General features: G+C 71.0%; 11 protein-coding genes. 2 read left to right on the top strand and 9 right to left on the bottom strand.

From position 1 onward, the window contains the following. Positions 1 to 222 precede the first annotated feature (222 nt). The 9 genes from ACOJUJ_RS06935 to ACOJUJ_RS06895 all read right to left on the bottom strand — a co-directional run bounded on the left by ACOJUJ_RS06935 (position 223) and on the right by ACOJUJ_RS06895 (position 14,026). Entirely contained in the window at positions 223 to 918 is a 696-nt protein-coding gene (locus tag ACOJUJ_RS06935) for a lytic transglycosylase domain-containing protein (protein WP_420126125.1), read from the bottom strand. Between the two features lie 426 nt (positions 919 to 1,344). After that, on the bottom strand, positions 1,345 to 2,241 hold the full coding sequence (locus ACOJUJ_RS06930; protein WP_420126124.1) for a ferritin-like domain-containing protein: 897 nt from the start codon (positions 2,239 to 2,241) through the stop codon (positions 1,345 to 1,347). Between the two features lie 25 nt (positions 2,242 to 2,266). Then, positions 2,267 to 2,512: a GlsB/YeaQ/YmgE family stress response membrane protein gene (locus tag ACOJUJ_RS06925; RefSeq protein WP_420126123.1), complete on the bottom strand. Its 246-nt coding sequence runs from the start codon at positions 2,510 to 2,512 to the stop codon at positions 2,267 to 2,269. An 802-nt stretch (positions 2,513 to 3,314) separates the two neighbouring features. Then, positions 3,315 to 4,241, bottom strand: a complete 927-nt coding sequence (locus ACOJUJ_RS06920; RefSeq protein WP_420126122.1) for a hypothetical protein — start codon at positions 4,239 to 4,241, stop codon at positions 3,315 to 3,317. Continuing rightward, on the bottom strand, positions 4,238 to 7,444 hold the full coding sequence (ppk1, locus tag ACOJUJ_RS06915; RefSeq protein WP_420126121.1) for a polyphosphate kinase 1: 3,207 nt from the start codon (positions 7,442 to 7,444) through the stop codon (positions 4,238 to 4,240). Before ppk1 ends, ACOJUJ_RS06920 begins: the two co-directional genes overlap by 4 nt. A gap of 7 nt (positions 7,445 to 7,451) precedes the next feature. Then, positions 7,452 to 9,947: a hypothetical protein gene (locus ACOJUJ_RS06910; protein WP_420126120.1), complete on the bottom strand. Its 2,496-nt coding sequence runs from the start codon at positions 9,945 to 9,947 to the stop codon at positions 7,452 to 7,454. After that, on the bottom strand, positions 9,944 to 11,125 hold the full coding sequence (locus tag ACOJUJ_RS06905; protein ID WP_420126119.1) for a metallophosphoesterase family protein: 1,182 nt from the start codon (positions 11,123 to 11,125) through the stop codon (positions 9,944 to 9,946). The genes ACOJUJ_RS06910 and ACOJUJ_RS06905 overlap by 4 nt, the downstream gene beginning before the upstream one ends. 46 nt (positions 11,126 to 11,171) lie before the next feature. Beyond that, on the bottom strand, positions 11,172 to 12,353 hold the full coding sequence (locus ACOJUJ_RS06900) for a DUF4956 domain-containing protein (protein ID WP_420126118.1): 1,182 nt from the start codon (positions 12,351 to 12,353) through the stop codon (positions 11,172 to 11,174). 701 nt (positions 12,354 to 13,054) lie between these two features. Next, positions 13,055 to 14,026, bottom strand: coding sequence for a helix-turn-helix domain-containing protein (locus ACOJUJ_RS06895; RefSeq protein ID WP_420126117.1), 972 nt, complete (start codon positions 14,024 to 14,026; stop codon positions 13,055 to 13,057). An 871-nt stretch (positions 14,027 to 14,897) separates the two neighbouring features. Here ACOJUJ_RS06895 and ACOJUJ_RS06890 point away from each other — a divergent pair. Next, positions 14,898 to 16,139: a PLP-dependent aminotransferase family protein gene (locus ACOJUJ_RS06890; protein ID WP_420126116.1), complete on the top strand. Its 1,242-nt coding sequence runs from the start codon at positions 14,898 to 14,900 to the stop codon at positions 16,137 to 16,139. A 103-nt stretch (positions 16,140 to 16,242) separates the two neighbouring features. After that, positions 16,243 to 21,300, top strand: a complete 5,058-nt coding sequence (locus tag ACOJUJ_RS06885) for an amino acid adenylation domain-containing protein (protein WP_420126115.1) — start codon at positions 16,243 to 16,245, stop codon at positions 21,298 to 21,300. The last annotated feature ends 222 nt before the right edge of the window (positions 21,301 to 21,522 follow it).

The following is a 21,522-nucleotide window of genomic DNA, read 5'->3' as shown; positions in this document are numbered from 1 at the left end:
CGGAGTACGGATCTCGTGCATTCTTCCAATCTTCCTGCCAACCCTCCATCATCAGGAGGATGGATGGTGGCACTCACCTTCCGCACACCTCGTACAAACTCCGTTGACTCCGTTAACTCCGTGTGAGGCCTATCTTTTCTGTCCGCTTGCTGGGAATGTCGGAAACGAAAGAGGGGCGCCCCCGCATTGGGAGCGCCCCTCTCATCATCCAGACCAGGTAGATCAGCCGCGGCCCATCACCTTGCCGGCATATCCGTTGTCGGGGTTGCCGCCGCGCTCCAGAACACGGTCCACGGTGCCGGTGCCACGGTTGTACGCGGTCAGCGCCAGCTGCACGTCGCCGTCGTAGCGGTCGATCAGCTCGCCCAGGTAGCGAAAGCCGATCTCCAGGTTGGTCTCGGAGTCGCGCAGGTCGCTTTCCGTGGCGTCGCGCTTGAACCAGCGGGCCGTGGGCAGCATGAGCTGCGTAAGGCCGATGGCGCCCACGTGGCTGGTCGCGTAATCCTTGAACTCGCTCTCCGTGCGCACCAGCCCGAACGCGATCTCGGGCTCGATGTCGTTCTCCACCGCGGTGGTGTAGATGAGCTGCGCCAGCGGGGCCGGGACGTCGTACCCACGGGCCCGGTACTCGTCGGCCAGGCGGTCGGCCTCGGCGGCCGCCACGCGCTGCGGCGCCCGCACCACCACCGGGGCCACGTTGATGGCCACGGCGCTCTTTACCGCCGACTGCACCACCCCGCGGCGCGGCTTGCCATCCTCGCCCACCGGGCCCGAGCCCGTGGCGGTGGCCACACCCTGCAGCACCGCGCAGCCCAGCAAAAGCGCCTGCACGGGACGCGAGCGAACCAGCGAACGGAAGTCACTTCGCAGCGGGACGTTCTGCTTGGCTCGCGGCGAACGGCTCTCGTTTTCCTTCACCAGATTCCGTCTCCTGTCTTTCACACGACAAACGCGGCCGTCATTCCGGGACCGCCGCGTTCCGCCATGCTAGGGGCATTCAACTCCGTTCAATGTAATCCTCCCAAAGTGTTGTGTCAATTGAAGATAGCTGTTTTTGCCCTCGTGTGGGGCCAAAAACCCGCATGGCTGCTGGCTTTCTGCTGCAAACAAACGACTTAAGCGAAGGAATGCCGAAATTTGGCCTAAACCCCCGATTTTCAACCGCATGCCGACATGGATCTACATTGCTGATTCCACCGCCGTAGCGCCATCAAACCAGACGGAGCGGCCGCTGGAAATCGCGTAAGTGCGCTTGAATGTCCTCTACGGGGGACTCCCCTCCGAAGCGACCGAGGCCCCTTCCCCGAACCGCGGGAAGGGGCCTCGAAGCGCCGGCGGAGTGCCTTAGCGCGAGCCGCCGGACTTGCTCCCCGACTTGCTGCCGGACGACTTGCTTCCGGACTTGCTGCCCGACGACTTGCTGCCGCCCGACTTGCTCCCCGACGACTTGCTGGAGGATTTGGACGACGAGCCGCCCGACTTGCTGGACGATCCGCCGCTCTTGCTCCCCGACGAGCGATCCGCCGTGGTGCGTCCGCCCGACGATCCGCCGGACTTGCTTGCCGACTTGCTGCCGCCGGACTTGCTTCCGGACGACTTGCTCCCCGACTTGCTTCCGGAGGATTTGCTCCCCGACGACTTGCTGCCGGAAGACTTGCTCCCCGACGACTTGCTGCCGCCGCCGCGCGACGAGCCGCCTTCAGAGGCCGGGGTGAACTGCACTTCGGCGGCGCCGGTGGCCAGGTCGACCCCCGTGCCCAGCATCCGCAGCGCGCGCACCGAGTTGCGCTCGATAAAGGAGGCCATGGCCTCTTCCTCGCGCAGGCTTTCGCCCAGCAGGGCGGCCACTTCGCGCTCGCCCATGGCGGTGGCCACGGCGATGGCGGAGCGGTACCCCGCGATCTCGTAGTGCTCTACCCGCAGGCTGTTGCCCAGATCGAACGCCTCCAGCAGCTGCTTGGAGGGGCTCTCCTCGCTCTTGAACGAGTCGTGCTCTTCCTTCAGGCCCACCGCCGCATGGCAGGTCTCGGCCTTGGCCCTCTCGCCGATCGCCTCGAAGGCGCGCCGGAGCCGCTGGATCTGCTCCTCGGTTTCGCCGATGTGCTCCTGCACCCGGCTCAGCATCTCGGGGTTCTTCACCTCGCGGGTGAGGGAGCCGAGCATCTTGAGGATCAGCTGCTCCGCGTAGAGCAGATCGCCCAGCTCGTGCTTGAGCAGGTCCTTCATGGTGCTGACCGACATGGCGCGCCTCCGAAACCGTTAGGGGTTAGATGTTGGTGCGCCGGCGGCCCACCAGCAGGCGGTACAGCAGAAGCAGGATCAGGGCGCCCACCACGCTGCCGATCAGGCCCACGCGGTTGTCGCTGCCGCCGAACAGCATGCCGCCCACCACGGAGCCGGCGATGCCCAGCAGAATGGTGACGATGATGCCGCCCGGGTCCCGCCCCGGCATGATGAACTTCGCGATCGCACCGGCAATCAGGCCGATGATGATCATCCACAGAATACCCATGACAACCCCCACGCTAAGGTGGAACTCGGACAGGCTCCCCAATTGGAGCCGCCGTCGTGTCGCGGGGAATGCAGAGTCCGTGCCCAATTGCCACCTTGTTTCTAACCCGCCGCGCCCCAGCAATTTGCGCCTGCCAGGGAAACGAAGCGCCGCATCCACCCACGCATCATTGCGTTTGCCGTGTAATGCATTGCCATGGTTGCACTTCCACATTGCCGGCAGGTAGGCAGGGCGAACCCAGCAGCGAGCGAAACACTGGGCCGGAGGGAGATGCGGCCTGTTTCACATCGGTGGATGATGGGATGATTCTTTGCGGATCGAGGGACGTTGGGGTGGGAGAGCAGCAGGGTTGAAGGGATGTGGGACAAGTGGTGCCGTTGGGCCGCAAGGGCGAATGAATTCGCTGCAACAACGACACGAAATCCGCCTTCGCGGATTGGCGGGGCGGGATGCGAGGGGAGAGGGTTGAGGGCGTGGCAGGCCTTGGGAGAGCGATTGAAATCGCGGCAACGACCTCACGCTGTCCGCCTTCGCGGACACGGTGTGCCGCCGGCCCCTGCCTCGCGAATCACCGCCGTATCGCACCCCCCTCGCCGCTACACCACCCCTCCCCCGAAGTTGGGGGAGGGGTCGCCAGCCGTCGCGAGGAACGAGCGAAAGGCCTGGCGGGGGAGAGGGCCCCCGAGGGTCGCGCCATCCTTTCCGCCATCACCCTCATAATCACACCCTCACACCCTCACACCCTCACACCCTCACACCCTCACACCCTCACACCCTCACACCCTCACACCCGTTCACCCGTTCACGGAAGCGGGCACTGCAGCAGCGTCGCCTGCGCGGCCAGCCCGTGCCCGCCGGACTCGCTGGTGAGCACCACCGTGCCGTCCGCGCGCATGGCCACGCCCTCGCCCTGCGGCTCGGCCAGGGGGGTAAGGTCCATGCTGAACGCCGCCTCGCCGTTCCCCAGCAGGTCGGCGGTGCGAAACAGGAGCAGGCGGGCGTAGGTGCGCACGGCCACCCAGCGCCCGTCCTGCGACGAGCCGGCGCCGGTCACCGCGTCGCCGGGGCTGCCGGGCTCGGGGGCCAGCGTGCGAACGCGCACCAGGTCCACGGGGCCGGGCTGCAGCGGCGTGGGCCAGCGCCACAGCTCGATCTCGTCGTGCTGGCCCTTGTTGATCAGGTACACGCTTCCGTCCGTGGTCACGAACAGGGCTTCCGTGTCGCGGCCGTCGCCGGGAAAGCGGGCGCGGAACGCCTGCGCCGGCCGCGTGACGGTGTCGGTGAGCGCGGGGAGCGGCGCGCGGTAGAGCGTGATCTCGCGCTCGCGGCTGGTGTTGTTGCCGATGTCGCCCAGGAACACGCACTCGCCGCCCTCGCACGGTCCCACCGCCACGTCTTCCCAGTCGCGGTTGCGGGCACCCGCCACCACCACCCGCCCCGCCGGCTGCCCGTCGGGCCCGAACGCAAAGATCACCGGGTCGGCGCCGCTGTCGCCGTGCGTCCAGAACACGCCCTCCGTGCGCGGGTCGAACGCCACGCCGCTGCTCTCGCCCACGTCCGCGGGGAGCGCCACCTCCTTGCGGATGATCCGGCACGTCTGCAGCGAATCGCCCTTCGCGGACGCCTCCGGCTCGTCGCCCGGCCGTTCGCAGCCGGTGAGCAGCACAAGGGCCGCGAGGGAAAGCGCGGCCCGCATGCGGACGAGGTGCATCGATCGAAAAGCGGTCATGTTTCCACGATGATGATCGGCGGCCGCTCGGGGTCGCGCCGGGCGGCGGGCGTGTCGCGCGGCGCCAGCTCGGGACGCTGGTAGTAGGTGCCGTCGGCGCCCAGCTCCCACAGGTCCGGGCGCGCCAGGTCGCGCGCCAGGATGGCGTCCAGCCGCTCGCGGTGCGCGGCATCCACGATCGGCACCGCCACCTCCACGCGCCGGCTCAGGTTGCGCGTGCGCCAGTCGCCGGAACCGATGTAGTACTCCGCGGCGCCCCCGTTGTTGAAGCGGAAGATGCGCTCGTGCTCCAGGTAGCGGCCCAGCGCGCTGTACACACGGATGTTCTCCGAGAGCCCCGCCACCCCGGGCCGCAGCGAGCAGATGCCGCGCACCAGCAGCTCCACCCGCACCCCGGCGGCGGACGCGCGGTACATCGCGGCGATCATCTCGCGGTCCGCCAGGCCGTTGAACTTGGCGATGATGTGCCCCTCGCCCCCGCCCCGCGCGTGCTCCGCCTCGCGGTCGATCATCCCCACGAAGCGGCTGCGCATCGTCGTCGGTGCGACCAGAAGCTGCTGGTAGTCGTCGCGCAGCACCCCGGCGGTCAGGGAGTTGAAGACCTCGTTGAGCTCCGCCCCCAGCGCCGGGTCGGCCGACATCAGCCCCAGGTCCGTGTAGAACCCCGCCGTGCTGGCGTTCAGGTTCCCCGTGCCGATGTAGACGTAGCGCCGGATCCCCGCCGGCTCGCGCCGCACGATCAGCGCGATCTTGGCGTGCACCTTCAGCCCCGGCATCCCGTAGATCACGTGGATGCCGAACGAACGCAGGTGGCGCGCCCACTGGATGTTGCTAAGCTCGTCGAAGCGGGCCGTAAGCTCCACCAGCGCCACCACCTGCTTGCCCTGCGCCGCCGCCCGCGACAGCGCGTCCACGATCTTGGAGCGGGAGTTCGTCCGGTACAGCGCCAGCTTGATGGCCACCACGTCGGGGTCTTCCGCCGCGTCCAGCACCAGCCGCTCCACGGTACCCTGGAACGAGTCGCCGGGAAACGAGACCAGCACCGGCGATGCGCGCAGCTGGTCAAAGACGCCGCGCTCCGGGTCCAGCGGCTCGTGCGGGGGCGGGGCGGGGGGATACAGCAGCTCCGGCGGCGCGTCCACGTCCGCCAGCTCGCGCAGCCCGCGCAGGTCGATCAAGCCGTCGACCGGGTACACGTCCTCTTCCCCCAGCGCCGCCACCTGCTCGGGCACCTCGTACTGCAGCTCGCGCAGCAGCATGGTGCGCACGGCCTCCGGCATCTCGCGCTCCACCTCCAGCCGGACCACGGGGCGAAAGCGGCGCTTGCGCACCTGCTCTTCCACCGCGTGCAGCAGGTCCTCCACCTGGGTGCGGTCCAGGTGCAGCTCCGCGCTTCGCGTGACGCGGAAGGTGTGCGCCGGCTCCACCTCCATCCCGGGATACAGCGCGGAGAAGGAGGCGCGGACCACCTCTTCCATGGGGATGAAGCGGCGGCTCTCCGGCAGGCGGACGAAGCGCGGCAGCCCGTCCGGCAGCTCCACCATCCCCAGCCGCCGCTCCCCCGTGCGCGGGTCGCGCACCAGGGCCGCCACCGCGGGGCGCAGGTTGCGGACGTGGGGGAAGGGGTGGCCGGGCCCGGCGGTCAGGGGCATGAGCAGGGGATGCACGTCGTTCACCCAGAACCCGCGCACCATCTCCAGCTCGCTGCGCGACAGGTCGTCCAGGTGCACCACGCGGATGCCGTGCTCCGCCAGTTCCGGGAGAATGGCGCCGGCGAGGAGGGCGTAGGCGCGGTCCAGCAGCCGCCGCGCCCGCACCCCGATGGCGTCCAGCTGCTCCTGCGGGGTGGCGCCGTCCATCGTGGCCTTGGTGCTTCCCAGCGTGACCGCGCGCTTGAACCCCGCCACGCGCACGCGGAAGAACTCGTCCATGTTGGCGCCGAAGATGGAGACGAAGCGCAGCCGCTCGATCAGCGGCACCCGCTCGTCCTCCGCCAGCCCCAGCACGCGGCGGTTGAACGCCAGCATGCTGAGCTCCATGTTCAGCATGGAGCCCGGCGGCAGCGTCTCCGTCCCCTCCGCTTCCGGCGCGCTGGCCAGGGTGGCGCGCGCGGCCGCCAGCTCTTCGCGGCTCCCCTCGCCGCGCACGCGCGACGGCAGCTCCGAGCGCGCGACCACGTGCAGCGCCGCCAGGGTATCGCGGTCCCGCAGCGCGGGCGAGCCCACCGAGTGCAGCACTTCGTCCAGGGGGATGCGGACGATCTCGCAGACCGCGTCCTCCGTCTGCGTGTACGCGCCCTCCGCCAGCCACACCTCCACCGCCGCGCGGTCCGCCGGCCCGGGTCCCACGCCCAGAAGGCGGACCCGCGCCCCGTCGTGTCCAAAGCACGCGCGCAGCACGCGGCGGCAATTCTCCTCGCCGCCGCCTTCGCCCGCGGGGATGCGCAGCGCCGTCCGCTCGCGCCGCAGGGCGATGCGCCCATCCTCCACCGCGACGACGGCCACCCGGCGCGCGGCGCGGACGGCGTTCTCCATCCGGTCCAGCGCGCGCTCCTTGAGCGCATGGCGCGCGCGCTCCAGCCGGTCCTCCGACACCAGCCGCATTCCGTGCGCGTGGCGCAGCGCCGCCGCGACTGGATGGTCCGCGTCCGCGCCGGGTGGCAGCCGCAGCTCGATCTCCTCCAGCCGCGCCTTCATCTCGCCGTTGCGGACCACGATCGCGTCGCACGCCACCTCCGCCGGCCGCCCGTCCAGCGACTGCAGCGAGCGGACGATGCGGTGCGTCTCCAGCTCCACGCGCGGAACCAGCCGGGCCGGGTCCACCATCGCCCGCAGCATCCGGGCGGGGTCCGACGCGCCCGTCAGCGGCTCGTCCCCTCCCGGCGGCAGGAGCGCGGAGGCCAGCGTGCCGCCCTCCGCCTCGCTCCCCGTGCGGACGACGAGCGTGCGCGTGCCGTCCGCGTGGTGGCGCAGGCACACCCAGGCACCCCGTTTGGCCAGGGCGCCGTCGTCGGTGTCGTGGTAGACGTCGCGGAAGGTCTGGGTGACGGGCGAGCCGGCGCGGAAGCCTTCCGGCGCGGGCCCCGTGGCCACGGCCCGCAGCACGCCGGGCGCGCCGGGCTCAAAGCGCACGAGGGTCGTGCGCCTTGCCTCGGGTCCGTGGGTGGAATCGGGCTGGGAAGGGGGCCAGGTGGTGATGGACATCAAGACGTCAGAAGGGGAGACCCAGGCGCAGGTACACGATACCGCGCTCGCCCTGCGCGTAGAACACGCTGAGCGTCTGGGCCCCCGCGCGCAAGTACGCGCCCGCTCCCACGGCCGTGTGCCACCCGCCGTCGCTGTCGCCGTCGTACCACACGCGGCCCGCGTCGGCCAGCGCCAGCGCGCCTATGCTGCCGAACAGCGGCGCGCGCAGCTCCGCCCCCGCGAACGCCGACGCGTCGCCCGCGAAGCGCTGCCACGAATGACCGCGCAGCGTGGGCGAGCCGCCCAGGAGCGCCGCGTACTGGATGGGATAGTCTCCCCACACCTTTTCGCCCCCGGCGCGCACGGCCAGCACGGAGGTGCCCAGCGGCAGGTAGTACGCGCCCCGGGCCCCGGCGCGGAAGAACTCGCCGTCCCGCGTGCCGTCTCCCGCGGCGGACTCGGAAAGGTACGGAAAGGCGCCGCCCTCCGCCGCCAGCGTCCAGCCGCGGGTAGGATACGCGATGTCGTCCGTGCGCAGCCACGCCGCCCCGGCGCGCACCCCCGCCGTCACGTACGGCTCGGTCCCCAGCGGACGGACGACGTCCGCAGGGGTGAGCGGATCCACCTCCGGATCCGTGTAGCGCAGCACGCCGGCCAGGGAGAGAAGAAGGCCGCCGCCCTGGTCCAGGACAATCCCCGGCTCCAGCAGCGCCTGCCGCTCCCAGACGATGTAGTGGCGCAGCCCCTCGTCGTCGCTCGTCTCGTTGCCGTAGCCGGTAAAGTAGACGCCCTCGATCTCCGACGCGCGGCCAAATACGTAGCCGAAGCCGTTGTCCCCCGTGTGCCGCCGCGTGTAGCGCGCTTCCGCGCCAAAGCGGGAGTACAGCGGCGCCCACAGCCCGCGCACGTACCAGCTCTCCGCGTAGGGAAAGCGGCGAAAGCCGTGGCGCGTGTACGAGGGGCCCACCCCCACCACCAGGTCGGCGAAGGGGCGAAAGGCGGCGAACGGCGTAAGCGCGCCGCCGCTGGTCCCCCAGTCGCGGGGCGGCTTGGCATCTACCTGCTCGCCGGTGATGGACTCCAGCCGGTCGAACGGGCGGGTGTCCACGGTGGTCCCCGGCCCGCGGACGAACTGGTTGTCCCCCGCCGCGTCGTAGAACGCCGTGCGCCCGCGGCCGGCGTCCGCCAGCCGGTCGTCCCCCGCCCCGCCGATCACCCGCACCAGCATTCCGCCCGTGCCGCGCACCTCCACCCGGTCGGCGCCGTCCAGCAGAAAGACGCGCACCTCGCGCGTGTCGTCGTCCACGTAGCGGCGGCGAAAGAAGGGCGCGCGCGATTCGTCGCCTCCGGCGTGAATGCGCACCTCTACCCCCTCCGCCGTCCGCTCCACTACGGCGAAGTCGGCCCCGTCGCTGCCGTACGCCTCGGGCTCGCGCGCCATCATGGCGTAGTACTCCGCCGCCGCCGCGGGAAGCGCGTCGCGGCGGGCGCGCAGGGTGGCGGCCAGTTCCGCGCCCACCAGCGCCTGGTACTCCGCCGGCATCCGCCGCACCGCGTCGTCGATCAGCGCGTCCGTCAGCCGCGCGCGCAGTGCGACGGCAACGGAGTCCCACACCGCGCGGTCCAGCCCGCCCAGCAGCCGCCGGTCCAGGTACTGCGCCTGCTGGATGAGCCCGAACAGGCTGCCGTACTCCCGGCGAAAGCGTACCGCCTTGGGGACGAAGGGACGGGCGATGTCGATCCCCAGCCCGTCGTAGTCCACGAAGGCGTAGTCGCGGTCGCGGGGGATGGGCCGCCACACCCGCACGCCGCCGCGGTCAAAGCGGGCCCAGCTGTACTGGTCCTCGTGCCGGTCCCAGTCGCCCAGGACAAAGTCCATCAGCCGGCCGGTCAGGTACTCCTCCGCCGCCAGCCGGTTGGCGGCGGGATCGCGCTGCATCAGGGGAAGGAAGTCATCCGTATCCTCCACGTCCGCCGCGCCGCCAAAGCCGTCATCCGGCCGCTCCTCCAGCTGCCCCAGCATCCCCGCGAACTGCTCGCGAAACTCCCCCAGCCGCGGATCGTCCGGCATCACGAAGAGCAGCGGGTCCACGTGCAGCAGCCCCGTGGCGTCCATCACCCGCCCGGCCACCAGTGCACCGGCCGGGTTCTGCGAGCTCACCTGGTCCTTCAGCACCGCCCCCGCGATCCCCCGGGCCCCTCCCTCGCCGCGCCCCGGGTCCTTGTCCACCGAGCGGAACGCGTACTCCTTGCCGTCGGCACCCTCGAAGCGCAGCGAGAGCGTCTGGTTGCCGCCGCCCGTTTCCGTGGGCGTAAGCCCGCCGGCGAAGGTGCGCAGGTCCAGCACGGGGACCGTGGCCGGCGTGGTCCACAACTCCCGGTAGCTGCGGCCCAGAAGGGCGCGCTTCAGGGCGCCCGCGCGGTACTGCGGCCCCGCCGCCACCTCCCGCGTCTCGCCGCCCTGCGCGGCAAGTGGCGCCGCCAGCAGTGCGGCCGCCAGCGGCAGCAGGACACGCCTCATCGGCCGTCCCCCGCGCCCGCGGGGGCGGCTTCCGCCGCGCCGATCACGGGCACGTCCAGCCAGATGGAAAAATCCTCCGTGGCGTTCCCCTGTGCGTCCACCACCATCACGCTCAGCCGTGCCCGCCCGTCGGCCAGGAAGGTGATGCGCTGGTAGCCGCTGGCCTCGCGCACGTAGCGGGTGCCGGTGATGCGCCGGCTGGGTGTGGTGTGCCCGTAGATCCCCGTGCCGCTTACCAGCAGGTAGTTGGCGGGGTCGCGCCGCTCGGCCGAGCCCCGGAACACCTGCAGGTTGTGCTCGTGCCCCGCCGCGTACACCGTGGGCGTATCGACCACGAACGCGCGGGCCAGCTGCGACGTCATGTGGCGGTACTCCCGCCCCGTCACGTCCTGCCGGGCAAAGAGCCCCGCCACGCGCGCCCAGGGGTGAAACGGGAACAGGTAGGTGGGCCAGTCAAAGTAGCCGCCGTGGCTTCCGCCGGAGATGATGGGGTGATGGGCCACCACCACGGTGCGCCGGTCGCCCGCCGTGGCCAGGACGATGCGCAGCGAGTCGACCACGCCGTCCTCGGTCCCGGGGTTGCACCGGCCCGGGCCGCCCTTGGTGCTGGGGTGCAGCCACCAGTGGGTGTCGATGGCGATCACCCGCAGCACCTCGCCCACGTCGACCACCACCGGTCCGGGGCACCCGTCGCGCGGCTCCATCCCGAACAGGCCGGCGCCTTCGGTGTTGATGATGCGCTCCTGCCGCACCACGTTGCTCCACCCCTCGGGCGCGCCCTGCGCCCAGTCGTGGTTGCCGGGAACGAACAGGCCGCGGGTGTTGGTGTCGCGCAAAGGCTGCATCTGTGCCCGCAGAATGCGCAGTCCCTCGCGCCCCGGCTCGGTCAGCGTGTCGGGAAGGCCCACGGGGTACAGGTTGTCGCCCAGAAAGACGACAAAGCTCTTTTCCGGCGCCGCGGCGATCTCGCGCTGCAGCGCCTGCAGCACCGGCTCGCCCGCCGGGTTGGGGAGCCCCGCGTCGCCGATCAGCACCAGGTTCAGCGCCACGGAGTCCATGGGGACGGGCCCCACCGTGCGCCCCACCCCCGCTTCGCGGGCCCCGCACGCCGCCGACGCCAGCAGCGCGGCGCACGCCAGCCCCGCCGCCGCGCGCCGCGTCCAGTCGATCCTCTTCACCGCACAATCTCCCCGGTACACGCCCCGGGCCGCGCCCACCCCGGCGTCAGGCCCGCTTCTTCCGCTTCTTGCGCCGCGCGCGAAACGGCACGTACTCCGCCGCCGCCACCTGCGCGCCCCATCGCTCGTCCAGCGCCCCCACCAGCTCCGGCGCCGAGGCGCTCCCCTTCAATCGCACGAGGTATTCCAGCGTGAACAGGTCTTCCTCTTCGCGCTTGACCACGTCCACCAGCTGCCAGTCCCTGGCCATGTCGGCCAGCGCCTCCTGCACGGTGATCCGCGCCATGTCGGGCTGGTGCGAGTGCACCAGCAGAATGCCGTCGGTGCGAATCTCCTGCGCCTGCTCCAGCATTCGCCGCCGCACCTCGCGCTGCCCCTCGGGCTCCTGCGCCAGCAGCAGCCGCTGCGGGCCCGAGGAAAGGATCCCCGTGCGCGCGTACCGGCCGCTGTAGATGCTGCCGATGTTGAACTTCCACACCAGCAGCACCACGTAGTTGAACGCCAGCGACATGGCCAGCGCCACGTCCAGCGCCTGCACGCCCGACGACAGGCCGATGCCGATGGTGAGGAAGATGTACACGGCGTCGCGCGGGTCCTTGAGCGTGTTGCGGAACCGCACCGCCGCCACGATCCCCGCCAGGGCAAACGCCAGCGCCACGCTGTTCTTGACCACCAGCGCGATCCCCGCCACCACGATGGGCAGGATGATGACGGACGACACCAGCGCCGGATCGTACTTGAAACGCTTGGTGAGCATGTACACCCACGCCACCGGCACCACCAGCGACAGCGCGCCCAGGATCACCAGCAGGGTGCCCATGGCCCGGCGCAGCGCCTCGTTCAGCGACACGCGCGCGCCAAAGTCCTCGCCCACGGGCCCCACGAAGCCGCCGCCCTCCTCCAGCGCCAGCGCCTGCGACGAAAGAAACGCCTCGCGCACGGCAGGCACGTAGTAGACCAGCAGCGACATCACCGTGATCAGCACCACGTAGTAGCCCGCCAGCCGCAGGAACGGGCGGCCGCGCGCCTCCATCAGCCGCTCCACGAATCGGCGGCCGCGGCCGTCCTCGTGGTGCGCGCGCACCGGCGGCGGGCCGGGATACACGGGCGTGGGGCGGGGTGCCGGCGGCTCGGGGCGGGCCAGCAGCGTCTCCGACTCGCCGGCCTCCACCACCGGGTTCGGGCCGGGGGCGCGGGGCAGGGGCTCCTTGTCGCGGTTGCGAGGCATTCGTTTCGTGTGGCGAGAGTCCGCGCGGCGTCCGTTGCGCGCGGAGCCATCCGCGCAGAAGCAGGAACTACGCCGCGCCTGCATTGAACCGTGTCGGGAGCTGGCGCGCAAGCCTCACGTAGCCTGCTTCGCCGGTCCATCGGGCTTTTCTTGTACGGTCGATCAAAATACCGCCTCTCGCGGAGTTGGCGGAGGTCACGGAGTTTGCGCGCGGCTCTGCTTCTCCGCCACGTGCCCGGACCGTGGAGGGGGCCGATGGTTTTCAAGATCGCGCATCAGGTGGTGCTGGCCGCCTGCTTTCGTGCGTTGCGGATGCCCATCCACCGATCCGCATGCCTCCTCAAAAAAACGCGGATGGCCCCCTGCCGCATTCCATCTGCTTCCCGTTCCCGACACCTCTACAAAAGTGTGTGCCTCGTCGACATCCCTCACCCGCACCCGACACATGGGAATCCGGCTTCAACCGGAGAGCAGAGGAACCGGCACGAGCAAACTCTGCTAACTCTGGTAACTCTGCGTGAGACCCATTCTTTTCCCCGGTTCGTACGGCGAGAACAGACGAACCGGCACGATCAAACTCCGTTGACCCCGTTGACTCCGTGTGAGGCATTCTTTTTCTGTCCGTCGCCCAGGGACGAAAAACGGGCCCGCGCGATCGAACATCGCGCGGGCCCGTAGCTCGCCAACCGGCCAGGCCGGGATCAGGCCGCGTTGGCCTTGCGGCGTCCGCGCCGACGGGGGACGTGGGGCGGCGCGTCGAGCGTCGCGGCCAGCGTCATCTCCTCCTGCGGCGGATGGATGCGCGAGTGGGGCAGGTCCAGCTCGCTTTCCTCGTCGCTCAGCTTGGTCTCCTGGCGGCGGATGCGGCCCGCCTCGCGCGCCGCGTTCAGCTCGGTCAGGAACTTTTCCGACGCCGTGGCGAACGCGCCCTGCTTGCGAAGCTGCGTGAGCATGACCTCGGTGAACTCCTGCACCGCGCGGCGCAGCGAACTGTCGGACGCGTAGCCGCAGGTGTACGCCACGCTCAGCACCGTCTGGCCCGGATCGTCAAGCAGCTCGCAGGCAAGCAGCACGCGCATCCACGCCAGCACCCGGCGTGGGGGCGGCAGGTCCGCCTGCTCGGCCCAGCGCAGCAGCGTGCGCTCGGAAAGCTTCAGGCTGGCGGCCAGATCGCGGCCGTGGCCGCCCTCGGCCACCACCTCGGCGGCGGCCATCAGCAGCGCGCGGGCGCGGCCGGAAAGGTTGCTGGGCAGCGAGCGCTCCAGCAGGCTCTGCAGCGGGCGCCCTTGGGCGCTGCGCAAACGGCGGGAGATGGCCTCGACGGTGTCTTCCTCGTCCAGCGCGATCACCTCCTTGACCCCCCACTCGCCCAGCGTGCGCAGGTCACGCACCCGGCCGCGCCGCACCTCCAGCGCCGAGATCACCGTCGCCGTGGGGAACTCCCACAGGATGGAGCGCAGCTCGGGCGCCAGCTCGGCCTCGGTGCCGTAGGTGCGCGTGTACGGGTCCACCACCACCAGCGCCGCCGGCGGCGACTCGTTGAGCGCCGCGCGCAAGGCATCCCAGTCCTCCACGAACTGGGTCTTGAATCGCTGGTTGCCCACGCGCCGCACCCGCTCCTTGAAAACCTGGTCGGAGTGCAGAACGATCAGCGGACGGGCGATGGGTTGCATGGCGTGTCCCGGTTCCGGTTGCGTCGAATGTAGCGCGGTGTCGTCTCACGTATGTGTTCGCTTGCGTCTATACTAATCAACTTTCGCGGTTCTGTCTAGCTTTTCGTCCGATCGGCGTCCGGATCGGTGGCGGCTCACGTATGCCGCCGAGCGCGGTACTGCGTGTTCGGTCCCGGGCCCCGTGCGAGCGCGCCGTTGGCGACCGCGGTGGTACGCCCTCCTCTCCCTTCCGTACGCCGTTCATCCCACCGTCCTTGTCCCCTCCGCCCCGCGAATGCATCGTTGCACCGACCAATGCGTCTGGAGAGTGTTGCCAAAGCTCACGTGCGCCCACGGCGCGCCGTCATCCCGAACGGTGCTGCCCACCCTCATCTGCTTGACCTGCTTCCAACGGGGCCACGGTGTCATCCTGAGGGAGCGCACCTCCATAACTTTCATAACCACATAAGCTTGCGCGCGACCGAAGGATCGTTGTCGGGTTGCGCGAGACCCGGCCTCCGGGAGCCGTTCAGGCTCCTCAGTTAGGGCCGACAAGGTCCTTCGGTCGGCGCCAACGCGTTTTGTATCAGCAGACTGGGGACGGCGCCTCCCTCAGGATGGCGGCTCTCTGCGGGAGGTCTGGCGACATCCTCCGCCCGAAGAACCGGTTTCTTCAGGCGGCACGGTGGCTCCACGCAGTTCCTTTGGGGACCCGCGTGGACGCAAGACGGTCGAGAAGATCCGTCTACGCCTACACGTTTTACGCCTTCCTCTTGATTGCTTCGACTTCTTTCCATTAGCTTGGGCGAGTCGCGATTCTCCTCCCTGCTCCCCCGCACGCTTCACTCGGCCGGCGCCGTCGGCCGTGGCGCGGCGCTTCCCGTGGCATCCGATGAGCGTGATCGACCCTCCCGACACCCGCATCCCCGCCGTTCCCATCGCGCCTCCCGGCGAACAACCCGGATTGCCGCTTGCCGCCTGGACCCGCGACGTGCGGCCGTCGATCATCCAGCGCATGCTGTCGTTCAGCGGGCGCGACGACCTGGTGACGTTTGCGCTGGGGCTGCCCGCGCCCGAGCTGTTTCCCGTGGACGGCCTGGCCCGCGCCGCGGAGCAGGTGCTGCGCGGCGACGCGGACGCGCTGCAGTACAAGGCGGGGCACCACCCGCTCAAGGAGCAGGTGGTGCGCATCATGGCCGACCGGGGGGTGGACTGCCGGCCGGAGCAGGTGTTCCTGACCACGGCGGCCCAGCAGGCGCTCAGCCTGGTTTCGCGCATCCTGCTGGAGCCCGGCGGCACGCTGCTGTGCGACGAGCTGGTGTACATGGGCTTCAAGCAGGTGGTGGAGTCGTACCGGCCGCGCATTCTGTCGGTGGGGACGGACCTGCGGACCGGGATGGACGTGGACGCGGTGCAGCGGTACCTGGAGGCCGGCGAGCGCCCGGCCTACATCTACTGCATCACCGACGGCCACAACCCCCTGGGGTGCAGTCTGAGCCCCGAAAAGCGCCGCCGTCTGGTGGAGCTGGCCGCGAAGTACCGCGTGCCCATCGTGGAGGACGACGCGTACGGCATGCTGTACTACGAGCACCCCGAGCCGCCCCTGCGCGCCCTGGACGAGCGCTGGGTGCTGTACGTGGGCTCGTTCAGCAAGGTGCTGGCGCCCAGCTTTCGCCTGGGCTGGATCGTGGCGCCGCGGGAGCTGGTGTCCATGCTGGGGTGCGCCAAGGACGGCGCGGACCTGGACATGGCCAGCTTCAGCCAGCGCGTGGCGGCCGCGTACCTGGCCCAGGGCGGCTTTCCCGCGCACCTGGCCACGGTCCGCGCCGAGTACCACGCGCGCCGCGACCTGATGCTGCAGCTTGTCCGCAGCGAGCTGCCGGCCGGCACCCGGTGGAGCATCCCCTGCAACGGCGCGCTGGTCTGGGCGGAGCTTCCCCCGGGATACGACACCGACGCCCTGCTGGATCCGGCGATGGAAGCCGGGGTGGCGTACGTCCCCGGCGCGGCGTTCGCCGTCCCCGGCAGCACGGCGGGGCAAAGCGGAATGCGGCTGAACTTCTCGTACTGCCAGCCGCACCAGATCCGCGAGGGGATGGCCCGCCTGGGCCGCGTGCTGCGCGAGAACGGCTGAACGCTTTCCGCGAAGCCCTCGCGCCGATAACGTAGAGGGGCGGGCCGCCGTCGCGGTCCGCCCCTCGCCGTTCCCGCCAGTTCACCTCCGCCCCGCAACGGAGATGACCCAACCATCCTTCCCCAATCCGCCATCGGACGAACACCCGGCCGCCCCCGCCTGCATCCACGCGCTGTTCGAGCGCGCGGCGGCGGCGCATCCGGAGCGCACCGCGCTGGTCCACGCCGGCACCGCCGTCTCCTACGCCACGCTGAACGCCCGCGCCAACCGTGTCGCGCACCGGCTGCGGGGGCTGGACGTGGGGCCGGAGGTGCCCGTCGCCCTCTTCCTTCCCCGCGTCCCGGAGCTGGTCGCCGCCCTTCTCGGCGTGCTGAAGGCGGGCGGCGCGTACCTGCCGCTGGACCCCGCCTATCCGCCCCAGCGCGTGGCGGCGATGCTGGACGACACCCGCGCCCCCGTCATCCTCACCCACTCCGCCGTGGCGGACCGGCTGCCGGCGCACGGCGGCATCACGGTGGTGGTGGATGCGGACGAGGCGGTCGCCGCGGCATCGGCCGATGATCCGCATCCCCTCGCGCGGCCGGAGAACCTGGCGTACGTCATCTACACCAGCGGATCCACGGGGCGGCCCAAGGGCGTGCTGATCGAGCACCACACCGCCTCCGCCGTTCTCCACTGGCTGCGGGATACGGTGCCGGATGCGGAGCGGGCGTGCGCGCTGGCGGCGACCTCCGTCTGCTTTGACGTCTCCGTCGCGGAGATCTTCGGCACGCTGTGCTGGGGTGGCACGCTGGTGCTGGTGGATGATGCGCTCGCCTTTGCTTCCGTCCGCGAGCCGGTGCGGCTGGCCAGCATGGTACCGACCGCCGCGGCCGAGCTGCTGCGGCAGGGCGCCCTGCCGGCCACGCTGCGCACGCTGGCCCTGGGCGGCGAGCCGGTGCCGCGCGCGCTGGCCGACGCGCTGTATGCGGGGACAGGCGTGGAGCGCATCCTCAACCTCTACGGCCCCACGGAGGATACGACCTACTCCACCTGCGCGCTGATCCCGCGCGATCCCCATCATCCCGTGACGGTGGGACGGCCGGTCTCCGGGTCCGCCGTGCGGGTGATCGATCCATCGTCGCTGCGGCCGATGGAGGACGGCGGCGAGGGGGAGCTGATGATGGCGGGCGCCGGGGTCACGCGCGGCTACCTGGCGCGCCCCGCCCTCACGGCGGAGCGCTACCTTCCCGATCCGCTCTCCTCCGTTCCCGGCGCGCGGATGTACCGCACCGGCGACCTGGGCCGGCGCCGCGCGGACGGCGAGTACGATTGCCTGGGGCGCATGGACCGGCAGGTGAAGATCCGCGGATTTCGCGTGGAGCCGGAGGAGGTGGAGGCCGCCCTGGCCGCGCATCCGTCGGTGGAGGGGGCTGCCGTCGCCGCGCGGCCGGACGGCGTGGGCGAGCCGCGGCTGGTGGCGTGGATCGCCCCCGCCGGGGCCGGGGGGGCGGAGCTGCGCGCCTTCCTCCGCGCGCGGCTGCCGGAGTACATGGTGCCCTCCGCATTCGTCTCCGTCGACGCGCTGCCACGCACCCCCAACGGCAAGATCGACCGCCTCTCCCTCGCCGCGCCGGAGGGGCTGGAGCGCGGGGAGGGGGACGAGTACGTGGCGCCGCGTACGCCCGTGGAGGAGATTCTCTGCGGCATCTGGGCGGCGGTGCTGGGCGTGGAGCGCGTGGGCGTGCGCGACGACTTTTTCGCCCTGGGCGGGCACTCGCTGCGCGCCGTGCAGATTGTCGCGCGGCTGCGCGACGCGCTGGGGGTGAGCGTGCCGCTCCCCGCCATCTTTCAGGCGCACACGGTGCAGGCGCTGGCCGCGCAGGTGGAGCGGGGGATGGGTGGCGCCCCGGCGCGGGCGGAGACCATCGAGCCCGTGGACCGCACCCGGCCGCTCCCGCTCTCCCCGGCGCAGGAGGCCGTCTGGTTCTTCGAGCGGCTGTCGCCGGGGATGCGCTCCTACCAGTTCCAGGCGTCCGTGCGCATGCGCGGCACGCTGGATGTGGACGCCCTGCGCGCCGCGCTGACGGAGATCGTCCGCCGCCACGAGATCTTCCGCACCACGTTCGCCGAGATCGGCGGGCAACCGATGCAGACGGTGCACGCGCCCTGGACCGTCGACCTCCCCGTCGCCGACGCGCGCCCGTTGTCGGCCGAAGAACTCGATGCGCGCTTCGCGGAGGAGTTCGCGCGGCCGTTCGAGGTGGGCGCGCTGCCGCTGGTGCGGTGGACGCTCTTTCATGTGGCCGCGGGGGAGCACGTGCTGCTGGTGGTGGAGCACCACCTGGTGCACGACGGCTGGTCGTTCGGCGTCTTTCTGCGCGACCTTGTGCCGCTGTACGACGCGTTTTCGCGCGGCCAGCCGTCGCCGCTGCCGGAGCCGGCGCTGCAGTTTGGCGACTTTGCGGTGTGGCAGCGGGGGTGGATGGAGGGCGACGAGGCGGCGCGCGGGGTGGCGTTCTGGCGCGACAGGCTGGCCGGCGCGCCCCCCGTGCTGGACCTGCCGCTGGACTTTGCCCGACCGCCGCGCATCAGCTTTCGCGGCGAGTCGCTGCACGTGCGGCTGGATCCGCAAACGGCGCACGCGGCGGACGCGTTCAGCCGGGCGCACGGCGTAACGCTGTACATGACGCTGCTGGCCGCCTTTCACGCCCTCATCGGCCGCTACACGGGGCAGGACGATTTCGTCCTCGGCGGCGGATCCGCGGGGCGGCGGCTGCGGGAGTCGGAGGAGCTGATCGGGATGATCGTGAACGTCATCCCCCTGCGCGCCGACCTGGGCGGCGACCCGGACTTTCTCACGCTGGTCGATCGCGTGCGGCGGACGGCGCTGGAGGCGTATCCGCACCAGGACGTCCCCTTCGCCAGCATCGTGGACGCGGTGCAGCCGGACCGGACCATGGACCGGCTTCCCATCTTTCAGCACGCCTTCAACATGCACCACGCGCCGTATCCTGAGCTGCGGCTGCCGGGGCTGGAGCTGGAGGTGACGGAGGCGCTGGGGAATCAGACCGCCAAGTTCGACCTGCAGGTGATCGTCATCCCCCGCGCGCAGCAGAACGCGGCCGCCGGTGAGGAGGTGGCGATGATCTGGGAGTACGCCACCGACCTCTTTCGCCGTGACACCGTGCAGCGGATCTGGGGCCACTACCAGCGCCTGCTCGCCTCGCTGCTGGCCGCGCCGGCGCGCCCCGTCACCGCCGCGCCCATGATGGACGAGGCGGAGCGGCGGCGGGTGATCGAGGCGTGGAATCCCGCGGAGACGGGCCTCCCTCCCCACGCCACCGTGCCGGAGCTTTTTGCCCAGCACGCCGCCCGCGCGCCGGACGCCCCCGCGGTGGACTGGGACGGGCGGACGATGACGTACGCGGAGCTGGACGCGGCGTCGGACGCCGTCGCGCGCCGGCTGCTGGCCCTGCGGCTGGGGCCGGAGGCGCACGTGGGGATCGCGATGGAGCGCGGGCCGGCGGTCATCTGCGCCGTGCTGGGGGTGCTGAAGGCGGGCGGCGCCTACGTGCCGCTGGACGTGCACTATCCCGCCGCGCGCCTTGCGTTCATGCTCCAGGACGGCCGTGTTTCCGCGCTGATCGTGCAGGACGCGGTGCCGGACCCGCTCGCGCACTTTGCCGGCCCCGTCCTGTCGATGGCCGAGACCGCCCGGTCGCAGGACGAAACCGACCGGTCTTCCGCGAGCGGCTTTCAGCACGCGGAGTCGCTGGCGTGCATCCTCTACACCTCCGGGTCCACCGGCACGCCCCGGGGGATCGGCATTACCCACCGCGGCGTGGTGCGGCTGATCGGCGAGCCGGCGTACGCGCCCAGGCCCGGCGAGCGCGTGGGCCAGGGCAGCACGCCCAACTTTGACGCGTACACGTGGGAGGTGTGGGGCACGCTGCTCAACGGCGGCTGCGTGGTCGGCATCACGCGCGACGAGATGCTGTCGCCGGCGGCGCTGGCCCGGCGCATTCGCGAGGGGCGCATCGAAAGCGCGTTTCTGACCACCGCGGTGTTCAACCAGCTCGCCCGCGAGGCGCCGGAAACGTTCGCGGGGATGCGCCAGGTGCTGTCCGGCGGCGAGGCGGCCGCGCCCGACGCAATGCGCCGCGCGTGCCGGCACACCCGCGTCATCCACGTTTACGGGCCCACGGAGAACAGCACGTATTCCACCTTTCACGTGGTGGAATCCGTTCCCGCCAACGCGCTGGCCGTCCCCATCGGCCGCGCCGTGGCCAACAGCCGCGCGTACGTGCTGGACGAACGGCTTGGCCCCGCGCCCGTGGGCGTGCCCGGCGAGCTGTACGTGGAGGGCCACGGGCTGGCGCGCGGCTACCTGGGCCGCCCGGGGCTCACCGCCCGGCACTTTGTCCCCAACCCGTTTGGCGCGCCCGGATCGCGCCTGTACCGCACCGGCGACCGGGCGCGCTGGCTTCCGGAAGGCGTCCTGGACTTCCTGGGCCGCGCCGACCAGCAGGTAAAGGTGCGCGGCTTTCGCATCGAGCCGGGGGAGATCGAGGCCGTGCTGGTGGCCGACCCCGGCGTGCGCGACGCCGTCGTCGTCGCCCGCGCGGACGCGTCGGGCGAGCGGGTGCTGGCGGCGTACGTCGTCCCGCGCGGGGACGGGGCCGCGGACGCAGCCGCCCTGCGCCGCCGGCTGCAGGAGCGGCTGCCGGCGTACATGGTCCCCGGCTTCATCGTCCCCATGAACGCGCTGCCGCTGGCGCCCGGCGGCAAGGTGGACCGCCGCGCCCTCCCCGATCCCGCCTCCGTGGCGGGACCGGTCGGCGACGGCGAGGGGTTCGTCCCTCCCGCCACGCCGGAGGAGCGGGCGATCGCCGCGGTGTGGACCGAGGTGCTGGGGATCGAGCGCGTGGGCGCCACGGACGGCTTTTTCTCGCTGGGCGGGCACTCGCTGCGTGCCGTGCGCATCATCAACCGCATCGACGAGACGTTGGGGGTGCGGCTTTCCGTTTCGGCCCTCTTCGACGCGCCCACGGTGCGCGGCCTGGCGGAGCGCGTGGTGCTGGAGCGGGACCGCGATCCCGGGCTGGGGAGCCGGCTGGACTGGCTGGACTCGCTGTCGGAAGAAGAGGTGCTGGCGCTGCTGGAGGAGCAGGAGGGATAACACCGCGCTTGTTCTCGATTCGGCACGAAAGGCGCTTACGTGATCCGTGGGTGCGACTGCGGTGCGTGGCAGACGGCGTCCATGCTGGAATTATGAGCGGAAACGCCGTGCGAGTTGGCTTTTGGGTGTTCCAAAATGTGCGGCAAGTGTGTTAGATTGGCGGCTCTCCCCGCCGACGGCACCGGTTTGGCCGCGGCGGACGTCCCGGATCAGCGGGCACGG

The sequence above is a fragment of the Longimicrobium sp. genome, assembly GCF_048594345.1.
Taxonomy (GTDB): Bacteria; Gemmatimonadota; Gemmatimonadetes; order Longimicrobiales; family Longimicrobiaceae; genus Longimicrobium.
This window is presented reverse-complemented; position numbering and strand designations above follow the sequence as displayed.

Excerpts from the sequence above, each read along its gene's own strand:
- ACOJUJ_RS06930 (WP_420126124.1), bottom strand. The coding sequence starts at position 2,241 with ATGTCGGTCAGCACCATGAAGGACCTGCTCAAGCACGAGCTGGGCGAT.
- ACOJUJ_RS06925 (WP_420126123.1), bottom strand. The coding sequence starts at position 2,512 with ATGGGTATTCTGTGGATGATCATCATCGGCCTGATTGCCGGTGCGATC.
- ACOJUJ_RS06920 (WP_420126122.1), bottom strand. The coding sequence starts at position 4,241 with ATGACCGCTTTTCGATCGATGCACCTCGTCCGCATGCGGGCCGCGCTT.
- ppk1 (WP_420126121.1), bottom strand. The coding sequence starts at position 7,444 with ATGTCCATCACCACCTGGCCCCCTTCCCAGCCCGATTCCACCCACGGA.
- ACOJUJ_RS06910 (WP_420126120.1), bottom strand. The coding sequence starts at position 9,947 with ATGAGGCGTGTCCTGCTGCCGCTGGCGGCCGCACTGCTGGCGGCGCCA.
- ACOJUJ_RS06900 (WP_420126118.1), bottom strand. The coding sequence starts at position 12,353 with ATGCCTCGCAACCGCGACAAGGAGCCCCTGCCCCGCGCCCCCGGCCCG.
- ACOJUJ_RS06895 (WP_420126117.1), bottom strand. The coding sequence starts at position 14,026 with ATGCAACCCATCGCCCGTCCGCTGATCGTTCTGCACTCCGACCAGGTT.
- ACOJUJ_RS06890 (WP_420126116.1), top strand. The coding sequence starts at position 14,898 with ATGAGCGTGATCGACCCTCCCGACACCCGCATCCCCGCCGTTCCCATC.
- ACOJUJ_RS06885 (WP_420126115.1), top strand. The coding sequence starts at position 16,243 with ATGACCCAACCATCCTTCCCCAATCCGCCATCGGACGAACACCCGGCC.